Consider the following 13,473-nt stretch of genomic DNA (forward strand, 5'->3'; position numbering starts at 1 on the left):
GAGGACGAGCAGACGCTCGTCCGGCATGAGAAGTTTTGTTGCTTACAGACGTGAAGCCAGCACATCCTCCAGCTTCTGCTGGTCAATGGCGAACTGGCGGATACCGTCAGACAGTTTTTCTACCGCCATCGGATCCTGATTATGCTCCCAGCGGAACTCTGCTTCGGAGAGCGGTGCCGGTTGGTGGAAGCCTTCGGTTGAGGGTTCCAGCTTGCGCTCCAGCGGTGCATCGCTGTTCGCCAGCTCTTCTAAAAGATTCGGCGAGATAGTCAGGCGGTCACAGCCAGCCAGTGCCTGGATCTGTTCGACTTTACGGAAGCTGGCGCCCATGATCACTGTGCTGTAACGATGCTTTTTGTAGTAATCGTAGATACGGCGTACCGATTTCACGCCGGGATCTTCATCCACCACATAAGGGTCGAGAGGTTTACGGCTGTTGTACCAGTCGTAGATACGGCCAACGAACGGAGAAATCAGGAACACGCCTGCTTCGGCACAGGCCCGCGCCTGAGCGAAAGAGAACAGCAGCGTCAGGTTGCACTGAATGCCATTTTTCTCCAGCTCTTCAGCGGCTTTGATCCCTTCCCAGGTGGATGCCAGTTTAATCAGGATGCGAGAGCGGTCGATGCCATTCTCTTCATACATCCGTACCAGTTTTTCAGCTTTGGTGACACACATGCCACGATCGAAGGAGAGGCGCGCATCCACTTCGGTAGAGACACGGCCCGGTACGCTTTTCAGAATTTCCATACCGAGGTTAATCGCCACTTTGTCGCTGGCGTTGATGATTTGTGTCTCTTTGCTGCCACCCTGTTTTTTTGCATAGTCGATGGCGTCATCAATCAGATGTTTATAAGCGTCGAGGCCGGCAGCTTTCAGAATCAATGAAGGGTTGGTGGTGGCGTCTTCCGGATGGTATTGGCGAATGGATTCGATATCGCCACTGTCTGCCACCACGGTGGTGAACTGTTTCAATGCATCTAGCTGGTTCATTGCTTAACTCCTTGATTAGCAAATGTATGGGCAAAAGAGCCGTGCCCTTTCCTGTTGAGTCGTGGCCCAACACAGTGCTACAGACGTTGCACGAAGAAAATGCGTTTTCTCTGATTGTGGCGACGAAGTGCATCTGTGACAGATGGGGTGGCCTGATCGGTTCAGCAACGCGTTTTGCCATCCTTAAGGATAGCAGGCTGAGCCAAACCCGCAGGCGAAGCCGTAGCAATCTGTGCCCTTGAGACTGTGCGTTCTTTGAGCGCCTTCACCCTCTTTTGTGCCGTTGATTCCTATACTGGTGGCTTCTCAGCTGCGCAAAAGGATGCCTAATGGACGATCAACTCAAGCAAAGCGCTCTCGATTTTCATCAATTCCCCACGCCCGGAAAAATTCAGGTTTCCCCGACTAAACCCCTCGCGACACAACGTGATCTGGCATTGGCCTATTCGCCTGGCGTGGCGGCACCTTGCCTGGAGATTGCCGCCGATCCGCTGGCGGCACATAAATACACCGCACGCGGCAACCTGGTGGCGGTGATCTCCAACGGCACGGCGGTGTTGGGCCTCGGTAATATCGGCGCGCTGGCGGGCAAGCCGGTGATGGAAGGCAAGGGGGTGCTGTTTAAGAAGTTTGCCGGCATTGATGTGTTCGATATCGAAATCGATGAGCTGGACCCGGATAAGCTGATTGAGGTGGTCGCCGCCCTGGAGCCAACATTTGGCGGGATCAATCTGGAGGATATCAAAGCGCCTGAGTGCTTTTACATTGAGCAGAAGCTGCGTGAGCGTATGAAAATTCCCGTTTTCCACGACGATCAACACGGTACGGCGATCATCTGTACTGCGGCGGTGCTCAACGGACTGACTATCGTGAAAAAGGCCATCTCGGATGTGCGGCTGGTGGTGTCAGGCGCAGGCGCCTCGGCGATTGCCTGCCTGAACTTGCTGGTGGCGTTGGGCATGCAGAAACACAACATTGTGGTCTGCGATTCCAAAGGAGTGATCTACCGCGACCGTGAACCGAATATGACGCCCACCAAAGCCGAGTATGCCATAGCGGATAATGGGGCGCGCACGCTGGATGAGGTGATTGGCGGCGCGGATATTTTCCTCGGCTGTTCAGGCCCTAAAGCGCTGACGCCAGAAATGGTGCAAAAAATGGCGCAAGATCCGCTGATTCTGGCTCTTGCTAATCCTGAACCGGAGATCATGCCGCCGTTAGCGAAACAGGTGCGACCGGATGCGATTATCTGCACCGGACGTTCCGATTTCCCTAATCAGGTCAACAATGTGCTCTGTTTTCCGTTTATCTTCCGTGGCGCACTGGATGTCGGTGCTACTGCGATCAATGAAGAGATGAAACTGGCGGCGGTGCACGCCATTGCCGCGCTGGCGCAGGCAGAACAGAGCGATGTGGTGGCATCGGCTTACGACGATCAGGACCTGAGTTTCGGCGCGGAATACCTCATTCCCAAGCCTTTCGATCCGCGCTTAATTGTGCAAATCGCACCCGCTGTTGCCAAAGCAGCGATGGAATCGGGCGTGGCAACCCGACCGATTACTGACTTTGATGCCTATCGTGAGCAGCTCACCGAGTTCGTCTACAAAACTAACCTGTTTATGAAGCCGATCTTCTCGCAGGCACGAAAAGATCCGAAACGGGTGGTGATGGCGGAAGGGGAGGAGGTGCGCGTGCTGCACGCCACGCAGGAGCTGGTGTCGTTAGGGCTGGCAAAACCGATTTTGATTGGCCGCCCGAATGTGATTGCCATGCGTATTCAGAAACAAGGGTTAAAAATCGAGGCAGGTAAAGATTTCGAGATCGTGAATAACGAGTCGGACCCACGGTTTAAGGAGTACTGGAACGAGTATTACCAGATCATGAAACGGCGTGGTGTGACACCGGAAACCGCGCAGCGTGCGGTGATCGGCAATCCGACGTTGATCGGTGCCATCATGGTGCATCGGGGAGAAGCCGACGCGATGATTTGCGGCACTATTGGCGATTATCGTGAGCATTATGATGTGGTGGAGAAAGTGTTTGGCTTCCGCGACGACGTGAAAGTGGCGGGGGCGATGAACGCACTGCTGCTGCCAAGCGGCAACACTTTCCTGGCGGATACCTATGTGAATGAGGACCCCAGCGCGGAGCAACTGGCGGATATCACCTTGCTGGCGGCTGAAACCGTGCGCCGCTTTGGTATTGAGCCGCGAGTGGCGCTGCTGTCGCACTCCAGCTTCGGTACGTCGAATGCACCGGGCGCGCGTAAGATGCGTGAAGCGCTGGCGCTGATTCAAAGCCGGGCACCGGAGTTAGAGATCGATGGTGAGATGCACGGTGATGCTGCGTTGGTGGAGAGTATTCGGCGAGAGTTGATGCCCGATAGCCCGCTCAAAGGTACCGCCAATCTGTTGATCATGCCAAACGTTGAAGCGGCGCGAATCAGCTACAACCTGCTGCGCGTGTCGTGCTCGGAAGGGGTGACCGTTGGGCCGGTATTAATGGGCATCAGTAAGCCGGTGCATGTGCTGACGCGTATCGCCTCGGTGCGGCGCATCGTGAATATGGTGGCGTTAGCGGTGGTGGAGGCGCAGACCGAGCCGTTGTGATGAACCGGTCGTCATAAATGGCGACCCTACGGGCTTGTAGGGTGCGCATTTATGCGCACCAGGCCGCAGCGCACACGAAATTCAATGACGCATTTATGCGCTCAAGGCCAAGGCCGCGGTGTGTTCAACCCCGATGACGACGAGGTGTTATTTGTCTAATCCCAGCCAATTCTTCACCGGCAGGAAATCGCTATACAGTGCTGCTTCCGGTGACCCTGTTTCTGGCTGGTAATCATACTCCCAGCGCACCAGCGGCGGCATCGACATCAAAATGGATTCTGTGCGCCCGCCGGTTTGCAGGCCAAACAGCGTGCCGCGATCCCACACCAGATTGAATTCAACATAGCGCCCGCGACGATAAAGCTGGAACTGGCGCTCGCGTTCGCCCCACGGCAGGGTCTTGCGCTTAGCAACAATCGGCAGGTAAGCGTTCAGATAACCTTCGCCGACCGCCTGCATAAAATCGAAGCAGTGATCGAAATCTGGCGTATTGAGATCGTCGTAAAACAGCCCACCGATGCCGCGCTGCTCATTACGATGCTTTAGATGGAAATAGTCATCACACCACTTTTTGTAGCGAGCGTAGACGTCTTCGCCAAACGGCTGGCACAGATCAAACGCTGTTTGATGCCAGTGCAGCGCATCTTCCTCGAAACCGTAATAGGGCGTGAGATCGAAACCACCGCCGAACCACCATACAGGGTCGGCACCGGGTTTCTCGGCAATAAAGAAGCGCACGTTGGCGTGGCTGGTGGGGATGTACGGATTTTCCGGGTGGACAACGAGGGACACGCCCATGGCTTCAAAACTGCGGCCTGCCAGCTCGGGACGATGTGCCGTTGCAGAGGCGGGCATCTGATCGCCATGCACGTGCGAGAAGTTGACGCCCGCCTGCTCAAATACCGCGCCGTTGCGTAGCACGCGGCTGCGTCCGCCGCCACCACCGGGTCGCTGCCAGTCATCTTCGGCGAAGGTCGCCTGGCCATCGGCTGCCGCCAGTTGGGCGCAAATTTCATCCTGAAGCGTCAATAAGAACGCTTTGACGCGGGAAATATCGGGATTGCTCATGGGTCACTCGTTCCGGAAATTTGCCGCGATTCTATCACAGGAAAAAGCTACGCCTGGCGACGATCGTACTCGTTGAAGTAATTGACGATACCATCGGCAATCGCGCTGGCAATTTTCTGACGGAATGCAGTGGTACCCAGCAATTGCTCTTCACGCGGATTAGTAATGAACGACGTTTCCACCAGCACCGAGGGGATGGATGGCGACTTTAACACCGCAAATGCCGCCTGTTCGGTGTGCTGGCTGTGCAGATGGTGTACCGGGCGAATCTGATCCAGCACGTGTTTACCCAGCGTCAGGCTGTTACGGATGGTGTCGGTCTGCACCAGATCAAACAAAATCTGGTTCAGATAATTATCCTTTTCCTGTACTTCTGCGCCGCCGACTTTATCGGCATCGTTTTCACGCTGCGACATATAGCGCGCCATGGCGCTGCTGGCACCACGGTTAGAGAGCGCAAACACCGAAGCGCCATTGGCTTCCGGGCTGGTGTAGCCGTCAGCATGGATTGACATAAACATGCTCGCACCGTGTTGATGAGCGATCTCTACACGCTGATACAGCGGGATAAAGTGATCGCTTTCGCGCGTCAACCGCACCTCAACTTTTGGGTGGTTTTGCAGTAGCGTGCGTACCGTGTTGGCAATCGCCAGCACTACGTGTTTCTCTTCAGAGCCTTCCTCACCCACTGCGCCGGAATCGATGCCGCCATGGCCGGGGTCGATCATCACGATGCGTTTACCGCTGGTCGCCGGTTTCGGGGGCGTGTGACTTTTACTGATGCGTAAATCGGCGCTCTCTTCTTTCGCCATCACGGCGCGCGGCGACAGCACCGCCAATGCTAAACCAGACAGAATCAACTGACGGCGATTGGTCAGGCGCTTCAACAGTGAAATCTTACTCATTATGGTGTCCCTGACAGAAAATCCTGCCCAGTGTTATATCGTAACAATTGCCTCGCGGCGACCTCACAACCATTTCAGCGCATTACTTTGTATTGCACCGTACTAACAGCAATTTAGCCGTTTTTTTCCCCCGTTGCGCGGTGTGAGGGTTGCGCCAGGCAAATAATGCGTGATAATCAGCGAATTGTGCCTAACCGCAGGGTAACGTCGATGGAAATCCGCTCTTTCCGCCAGGAAGATTTTGAAGAAGTAATCACGCTCTGGGAGCGTTGCGATCTGTTACGTCCGTGGAACGATCCGGAACTGGATATCGAACGTAAAATGAACCACGATCCGGAACTGTTTCTGGTGGCGGAAGTCGGTGGTGAAGTGGTCGGCACGGTGATGGGCGGGTACGACGGCCACCGGGGTTCGGTCTACTATCTGGCGGTGCATCCCGATTATCAAGGACGGGGTTTTGCCAATGCGTTGATGAATCGGTTGGAGAAAAAACTGATTGCGCGCGGTTGCCCGAAAATTAATCTGATGGTGCGTGAAGAGAACGATCAGGTGCTCGCCTTCTATGAAAAACTCGATTATGAGCCAGTTGATTCGGTGCTGTTGGGTAAACGCCTGATTGAAGATCGCGAGTACTGAGCCACCGATGATGGGGCTGAAATATTTACCCGAAGAGTACGATGCAAAAGGGCAGCTGCGGCTGCCGTTTCTTTTCTGGTTAATTCTCTTATTACAGGCGCGTACCTGGCTGTTACTGGTGATGGCCGGTGCGTCACGTCAACAAGGCAACGATTTACTGGCGCTGTATTATCCCGACCGCCAGAGCTTCTGGCTCGGCTTAGTGTTGGGCATCCCCGCCGCGCTGGGTTTACTGCTGACTGGTTATCGCCAACGCTGGCCACGCCTGTGGCAGAGCTGGCGGCAGGTGTTAAGTGCTTCACTGCTCATTAGCCTGTTGTGGCAAGGCTATGGGCTGTTGCAAGGGGCGTTTCCTGATTCGCCACTGCCGCTGCTGTTAACGCTGTTTGACTTGCTGGCATTGGTTTGGCTACAAGCCCATCGACGTTTACGTGACTGTTTTCTGCCGGAACATCAACATCTCGAATAAACTTTTTGCCGCTTTGCGACTCCAACAGGCACGCCAGTCGGCACAGAAGATCAAGGAGTATTCATGAAAGTTGTTCGTCCCGCACTGCTGGTCAGCGCGCTGATACTGGCGGGTTGCGCCAGTTCGGGTTCCTCTTCACCTTCCAGCGCCAGCGAAAGCCATTGGTACAATCCGCTGAGCTATCACTGGTCGGCACTGAATCCGATGAACTGGTTTGGCGGCTCATTAACCGTGACAGAGCAGGGTGTGGCAGGGTTGAGCAGCACCACGCCGATGACGGAAGCAGCGATCGGTAAAGCGCTGAACAATGATTTCCAACTGCGTCAGGGCATGCGTACGCAGAATGGCCAGGTTGTCGATTTCTGGCAGGCGCTGGATGACGGTAAAGTGAAGCTGGTGATTAACGGGCAGAGCAGCGTCGAGCGCATCGAAGTGATGGATGCCGATGCGAAAAGCGCCGATGGCAGCAAAATCGGCGATCTGTTTAGCGCCAAATTCAGCAAAGCGTTCGATAACTGCAAACTGGCCGCAGGGCTGGATGCGCGTGACGTTGAGTGCCGTGCACCTGGCAGTCAGCACATCGCTTATGTTTACAGCGGTGAATGGCACGGACCGGAAGGCCTGATGCCCTCAGACGACACCTTAAAAAGCTGGAAGATCAGCAAAATGGTCTGGCAGCGTTAAGCGAAAAAAAGTTGCGTTAACGCACAATCACTGTGTGGCTTTCCGGTATGATACAGGCGAAAAAAACGTCCTAACTTTCATGCCGGAGAGCAGTGCAATGTCTCAATGTCAGAGCGGGATCCTACTGGAGCACCGCCGTTTCGCCATTTGGCTTGAAGCCCGTGTCACGGGCGACCTCGATGCGCTGCGTCAGGGCAGCCATTCCTTCTTGCAGCGGTTGGCTGCACTGCAACAGACCTTTACTGATGCGGGATTAGGCGCGGTGATCGCCTTTGGTGATGCGCTGTGGCGCGACCTGCAAGGCCAGACTTCTGCTCCTGAGTTAAAAGCCTTTGCGCCATTGGGTAAAGGCATTGCGCCTGCGACGCAACGCGATCTGTTAATCCACATTCAGTCGTTGCGTCATGACGTGAACTTCTCGCTGGCGCAGGCCGCGCTGGAGGCTTTTGCCGGTGCGGTGGCAATTGAAGAAGAGACGCACGGGTTCCGTTGGGTTGAAGAGCGCGATCTTTCCGGCTTTGTGGATGGCACCGAGAACCCGCAGGGTGAGGCGCGCCAGCAAGTGGCGATTATCGCGGAAGGTCCAGACGCGGGCGGCAGCTATGTGTTCACCCAGCGCTGGGAGCACAACCTCAAGCTGTGGAATCGCATGGCCGTTGAGAAGCAGGAAGCGATTATTGGCCGCACCAAGGTGGATAACCAAGAGTTGCCCGGCGACCAGCGCCCCGCGACATCGCATCTCAGCCGCGTTGATCTTAAAGAAGAGGGCAAAGGGTTGAAGATCCTGCGCCAAAGCCTGCCTTATGGCACCGCCAGCGGTACGCAGGGTTTGTACTTTATCTCTTACTGCAATCGTCTCCATAACATTGAGCAGCAGTTGCTGAGCATGTTCGGTGAGCGCGATGGCAAGATGGATGCGATGCTGCGCTTCACCAAACCGGTGACTGGCAGTTATTTCTTTGCGCCATCGATTGAAGCGCTGCAGGCGTTATAACCTCACTAAACAAAACGTAACGGCGCGATTCCTCCGTCAATAAGTCGTAGCGGCGCGATTTATCGCGCTTAACGAGGGCTGGAAGGCGCGCAATGAATTGCGCCGCTACGGTTCGTGCTTTAATGGAACCAGATACATGCCTACGCCAAATCTCTTCATTGCTGTTTGATGCATAAACTCTCCCGCCGTCTTATGCCTTTTTAGACTTTGAAATCCCCAAACGATATATAAAACCGTTACAGCTTTGCCCTGAGTTATAAATACACTGACAGCATCTAATGGCATTGGCGCTATCGCCGAATTTCAGGGTGCAGCATGACACTTCCGATTGCGAAAAAATGGATGAGCGGAATCGCCTTGTCACTGGCGTTAGCCGGTGCAGCGCAGGCAACAGAGCTGCTGAACAGCTCTTACGACGTCTCGCGCGAGCTGTTTGTTGCCCTGAATGCCCCGTTTGAACAGCAGTGGGATGCCGCGCACCCTAATGACAAGCTGACGATTAAACAATCGCATGCCGGGTCATCAAAACAGGCGCTGGCGATTTTGCAGGGCTTGCGTGCGGATGTGGTCACCTACAACCAGGTGACCGATGTGCAGGTGCTGCACGACAAAGGCAACCTGATCCCCGCTGACTGGCAAACGCGTCTGCCTAACAACAGTTCACCGTTTTACTCCACCATGGCGTTTTTGGTGCGCAAAGGGAATCCCAAGCAGATCCATGACTGGGCCGACCTGGCACGCGATAACGTCAAGCTGGTATTCCCGAATCCGAAAACCTCAGGCAACGGTCGCTATACCTACCTCGCGGCGTGGGGCGCAGCCGATCAGGCCGATGGCAAAGATAAAGCCAAAACCGAAGCTTACATGACGAAGTTCCTGAAGAACGTCGAAGTGTTTGATACCGGCGGGCGCGGCGCAACCACCACCTTTGCCGAGCGTGGATTGGGCGATGTGTTGATCAGCTTTGAGTCAGAAGTGAACAACATCCGCAATCAATACAGCAAAGATGAATACGAAGTGATTGTGCCAAAAACCAATATTCTGGCGGAATTCCCGGTGGCGTGGGTCGATAAAAACGTCGAGCACAACGGCACGGCCGAAGCGGCTAAAGCCTACCTGAATTTCCTCTACTCCCCAGAGGCGCAGAAAATCATTACCGGTTACTACTATCGTGTGAACAACCCACAGCTGATGGCGGAGCAGAAAGATCGCTTCCCGCAGACCGCGCTGTTTAACGTGCAGGATGCGTTTGGCGGCTGGGAAAACGTCATGCAAACGCATTTCTCCAGCGGTGGTGAGTTGGATAAATTACTGGCTGCGGGGCGCGGTTGATGTTCGCCTTATCGCAAAAACGCGTGTTACCTGGCTTTGGTTTGAGCCTGGGCACCAGCCTGCTGTTTACCTGCTTGATCTTGTTGCTGCCGATCAGCGCCCTGTTGATGCAACTCTCCAACATGACGCTGGCGCAGTATTGGGACGTGGTGACCAATCCACAGTTGATTGCAGCTTATAAAGTCACGCTGATTTCAGCCGGTGTGGCCTCCATCTTCAATGCATTCTTTGGCATGTTGATGGCCTGGATTCTGACTCGCTACCGCTTCCCTGGCCGTGCGCTGCTGGATGGCTTAATGGATTTGCCGTTTGCCTTACCGACCGCAGTAGCCGGTTTAACGCTGGCAGGCTTGTTCTCAGTGAACGGCTGGTATGGTCAATGGCTGGCGCACTTTGACATCAAAGTCTCTTACACCTGGCTTGGCATTGCCGTGGCGATGGCGTTTACCAGCATCCCGTTTGTGGTGCGTACTGTACAGCCGGTGCTGGAAGAGTTGGGTCCGGAATATGAAGAAGCCGCCGAAACCCTCGGTGCTTCACCGTGGCAGAGTTTCCACCGCGTGGTGCTGCCTGAAGTGGCTCCGGCGCTGTTAGCGGGTACGGCATTATCCTTTACCCGCAGCCTTGGTGAGTTTGGTGCGGTTATCTTCATTGCGGGCAATATCGCGTGGAAAACCGAAGTCACTTCGCTGATGATTTTTGTTCGCCTGCAAGAGTTTGATTACCCAGCGGCGAGTGCCATTGCCTCGGTGATTATGGCCGCTTCGCTGCTGTTGTTGTTTGCGATTAACACCTTGCAGAGCCGCTTTGGCCGCCGCTTAGGAGGCCACTAATGGCGGAGATTTCACAGATTAATCAGGCCGACCGCCAGCCGATCAACTGGGGTAAGTGGGTCCTGATTGGCATCGGTGCGCTGGTATCGATTTTGCTGTTGGTTGTGCCGATGGTGTCGATCTTCTGGGAAGCGCTCAGCCAGGGACTGGTCGCCTCGCTGAATAATCTCAAAGATGGCGACATGCTGCATGCCATCTGGCTGACCATTCTGGTGGCGTTAATCACCGTGCCGGTCAATCTGGTGTTTGGCACCTTGCTGGCGTGGCTGGTGACACGTTTTACTTTCCCCGGCCGCCAACTGTTGCTGACGCTGTTTGATATTCCGTTTGCCGTGTCGCCGGTGGTGGCGGGGCTGATGTATCTGCTGTTCTGGGGCATTAACGGACCGGCGGGCGGTTGGCTGGATGCGCACAATATCCAGATTATGTTTGCCTGGCCGGGCATGGTACTGGCAACCATCTTTGTCACCTGTCCGTTTGTGGTGCGTGAACTGGTGCCGGTGATGTTAAGCCAGGGCAGCAATGAAGATGAAGCCGCAGTGCTGTTAGGTGCATCTGGCTGGCAGATGTTCCGCCGTGTAACGCTGCCGAATATCCGTTGGGCGCTGCTGTATGGCGTGGTTCTGACCAATGCCCGTGCGATTGGTGAGTTTGGTGCGGTCTCGGTGGTCTCGGGATCGATTCGCGGTGAGACCTATACCTTGCCGCTTCAGGTTGAATTACTGCATCAGGATTACAACACCGTAGGCGCGTTTACCGCCGCCGCGCTGCTGACCCTGATGGCAATTGTAACGCTGTTTCTGAAAAGCGTGGTGCAGTGGCGGTTAGAGCATCAGCAGAAGCGCCAACAGGAGGAAAATCATGAGCATTGAGATCAAACAAATTAATAAATCGTTTGGCCGTACACCGGTGTTGAACGACATCTCTCTGGATATTCCTTCCGGCAAGATGGTGGCGCTGCTGGGCCCGTCGGGTTCCGGTAAAACTACACTGCTGCGCATTATCGCTGGGCTGGAACATCAAAACAGCGGGCAGATTCATTTCCACGGTAATGATGTGAGCCGCATCCATGCGCGCGATCGTCAGGTCGGTTTTGTGTTCCAGCACTATGCGCTGTTCCGTCACATGACGGTGTTTGACAACATCGCCTTTGGCCTGACCGTGCTGCCGCGCCGTGAGCGCCCCTCAGCTGCGGAAATTAAACAACGCGTCACGCGTTTGCTGGAGATGGTGCAACTGGCCCATCTCGCTAATCGCTTCCCGGCTCAGCTATCGGGTGGACAGAAACAGCGTGTGGCGTTGGCCCGTGCGTTGGCGGTGGAGCCGCAAATTCTGCTGCTCGATGAACCTTTTGGTGCGCTGGATGCCCAGGTTCGTAAAGAGTTGCGCCGCTGGTTGCGCCAACTGCACGAAGAGCTGAAATTCACCAGCGTGTTCGTGACGCACGATCAGGAAGAAGCAATGGAAGTTGCGGATAGCGTGGTGGTGATGAGTCAGGGCAACATCGAGCAAGTCGGCACGCCAAATGAAGTGTGGCAAGAGCCGGCAACCCGCTTTGTGCTGGAGTTCCTTGGCGAGGTTAATCGCTTCGACGGTGAAGTGCACGGTTCGCAGTTCCATGTGGCCGCACACCGCTGGCCGCTGGGTTACACGCCTGCGCATCAAGGTGATGTTGAACTGTTCCTGCGTCCATGGGAAGTGGATGTATCACGCCAGAGCAGCCTGGAAACGCCGCTGCCAGTGCAGGTATTAGAAATCAGTCCGCGCGGTCACTTCTGGCAGTTAGTGGTACAGCCAAGCGGCTGGCAGGGCGATGCGTTCTCCGTAGTGTATGACGGCGACCATACGGCCCCGATTCGCGGCGAACGCCTGTTTGTCGGCCTGCAGCAGGCTCGACTCTACCATGGCACTACGCCGCTGCGTCCGGTTGCCTTTGCCGAAAGCGCCTGATATTTTTGATACTCCTTCGGGCGGGACTTTCCCGCCCGATTTCTTTGCATCTCTTCTGCCTGGAATCAAACCGTGACCACACTGGAAAATACTATCGGCAATACGCCGTTGATCAGGTTGCAGCGCCTGACGCCCGATAACGGCAGTGAGATCTGGTTAAAGCTGGAGGGGAATAATCCGGCCGGTTCGGTCAAAGATCGTGCCGCCTGGTCGATGATTCATCAGGCAGAGTTGCGCGGTGATATCACCCCCGGCGACCAGTTGATTGAAGCCACCAGCGGCAACACCGGCATCGCGCTGGCGATGATTGCGGCGATGAAAGGCTACAAGCTGCGCCTGCTAATGCCCGATAACATGAGCCAGGAGCGGCAGGATGCGATGCGTGCTTACGGTGCGGAGTTGGTGTTGGTGACGCGCGAACAGGGCATGGAAGGGGCGCGCGATTTGGCGCAAGAGATGGCCGATCGCGGTGAGGGCAGGGTGTTGGATCAGTTCAATAACCCCGATAATCCACTCGGCCACTATCTCACCACCGGCCCGGAGATATGGCAGCAGACGCAGGGTCGGATGACCCATTTTGTGTCCAGCATGGGCACAACCGGCACCATCACGGGGGTCGGGCGCTATTTGAAGGAGTTCGCGCCTGCAGTAAAAGTGATTGGCTTGCAGCCGCAGGAAGGCAGCAGTATTCCTGGCATTCGCCGCTGGCCAGAGGCGTATCTTCCCGGCATTTTCCGCCCGGAGCTGGTGGATGACGTCATTGATATGGCGCAACAGGAAGCCGAAGAGACAATGCGGGCGTTAGCCCAGCGTGAAGGTATCTTCTGCGGCGTCAGTTCCGGTGGTGCAGTGGCTGGCGCATTGCGTGTAGCGGCAGCGCATCCCGGCAGCGTGGTCGTGGCGATTGTCTGCGATCGCGGTGACCGTTATCTCTCCACCGGCGTGTTCCACTGATTTCAGCTTCTCAAAATTTTATCTGGCCTGAGCGTACTGTTGTGGT

Annotated in this window: 13 protein-coding genes; 10 read left to right on the forward strand and 3 right to left on the reverse strand. The window is 55.4% G+C overall.

Features of this window, described 5'->3' with window-relative positions; genetic code table 11:
* Nucleotides 1–42 precede the first annotated feature (42 nt).
* Complete coding sequence (gene tal, locus LK04_RS04575; RefSeq protein ID WP_039329710.1) at nt 43–993, reverse strand: transaldolase; 951 nt, start codon at nt 991–993, stop codon at nt 43–45.
* Nucleotides 994–1,322: 329 nt separating this feature from the next.
* Between tal and maeB the strand changes: the two genes are divergently transcribed.
* Nucleotides 1,323–3,602 (forward strand): NADP-dependent oxaloacetate-decarboxylating malate dehydrogenase, encoded by a 2,280-nt coding sequence (maeB, locus tag LK04_RS04580; RefSeq protein ID WP_039329708.1) that lies wholly within the window; start codon nt 1,323–1,325, stop codon nt 3,600–3,602.
* Nucleotides 3,603–3,749: 147 nt separating this feature from the next.
* On the opposite strand, the gene hemF is transcribed toward maeB, so the two are convergent.
* Together hemF and amiA are read right to left on the reverse strand one after the other, a co-directional pair.
* Nucleotides 3,750–4,670 (reverse strand): oxygen-dependent coproporphyrinogen oxidase, encoded by a 921-nt coding sequence (gene hemF, locus LK04_RS04585; RefSeq protein ID WP_039329706.1) that lies wholly within the window; start codon nt 4,668–4,670, stop codon nt 3,750–3,752.
* Nucleotides 4,671–4,717: 47 nt separating this feature from the next.
* Complete coding sequence (gene amiA / locus LK04_RS04590) at nt 4,718–5,575, reverse strand: N-acetylmuramoyl-L-alanine amidase AmiA (RefSeq protein ID WP_039329704.1); 858 nt, start codon at nt 5,573–5,575, stop codon at nt 4,718–4,720.
* A gap of 210 nt (nt 5,576–5,785) precedes the next feature.
* On the opposite strand from amiA, the gene LK04_RS04595 reads away from it, so the two are divergent.
* The 9 genes from LK04_RS04595 (at nt 5,786) to cysM (ending at nt 13,427) form a co-directional block, all read left to right on the forward strand.
* Complete coding sequence (locus LK04_RS04595; protein ID WP_034825851.1) at nt 5,786–6,211, forward strand: GNAT family acetyltransferase; 426 nt, start codon at nt 5,786–5,788, stop codon at nt 6,209–6,211.
* 7 nt (nt 6,212–6,218) lie between these two features.
* Nucleotides 6,219–6,680, forward strand: coding sequence for a DUF2919 domain-containing protein (locus tag LK04_RS04600; protein WP_102136002.1), 462 nt, complete (start codon nt 6,219–6,221; stop codon nt 6,678–6,680).
* Between the two features lie 63 nt (nt 6,681–6,743).
* The gene (locus LK04_RS04605) at nt 6,744–7,364 is read left to right on the forward strand and encodes an RpoE-regulated lipoprotein (protein ID WP_039329701.1); all 621 of its coding nucleotides are present in this window, start codon (nt 6,744–6,746) and stop codon (nt 7,362–7,364) included.
* Between the two features lie 97 nt (nt 7,365–7,461).
* Complete coding sequence (locus tag LK04_RS04610; protein WP_039329699.1) at nt 7,462–8,358, forward strand: Dyp-type peroxidase; 897 nt, start codon at nt 7,462–7,464, stop codon at nt 8,356–8,358.
* Nucleotides 8,359–8,673: 315 nt separating this feature from the next.
* Nucleotides 8,674–9,690: a sulfate ABC transporter substrate-binding protein gene (locus LK04_RS04615; protein ID WP_039329697.1), complete on the forward strand. Its 1,017-nt coding sequence runs from the start codon at nt 8,674–8,676 to the stop codon at nt 9,688–9,690.
* The gene (cysT, locus tag LK04_RS04620) at nt 9,690–10,523 is read left to right on the forward strand and encodes a sulfate/thiosulfate ABC transporter permease CysT (protein WP_039329695.1); all 834 of its coding nucleotides are present in this window, start codon (nt 9,690–9,692) and stop codon (nt 10,521–10,523) included. The genes LK04_RS04615 and cysT overlap by 1 nt, the downstream gene beginning before the upstream one ends.
* Nucleotides 10,523–11,395 carry a sulfate/thiosulfate ABC transporter permease CysW gene (gene cysW / locus LK04_RS04625; RefSeq protein WP_039329693.1) on the forward strand — a complete coding sequence of 291 codons (873 nt, stop codon included), beginning with the start codon at nt 10,523–10,525 and terminating at the stop codon, nt 11,393–11,395. The genes cysT and cysW overlap by 1 nt, the downstream gene beginning before the upstream one ends.
* Nucleotides 11,385–12,473 (forward strand): sulfate/thiosulfate ABC transporter ATP-binding protein CysA, encoded by a 1,089-nt coding sequence (gene cysA / locus LK04_RS04630; RefSeq protein WP_039329691.1) that lies wholly within the window; start codon nt 11,385–11,387, stop codon nt 12,471–12,473. The genes cysW and cysA overlap by 11 nt, the downstream gene beginning before the upstream one ends.
* Before the next feature lie 72 nt (nt 12,474–12,545).
* Nucleotides 12,546–13,427, forward strand: a complete 882-nt coding sequence (gene cysM / locus LK04_RS04635; RefSeq protein WP_039329689.1) for a cysteine synthase CysM — start codon at nt 12,546–12,548, stop codon at nt 13,425–13,427.
* Nucleotides 13,428–13,473: the final 46 nt, after the last annotated feature.

Origin of the sequence: Pantoea vagans, assembly GCF_001506165.1 — a bacterium.
GTDB lineage: Bacteria > Pseudomonadota > Gammaproteobacteria > Enterobacterales > Enterobacteriaceae > Pantoea > Pantoea vagans_C.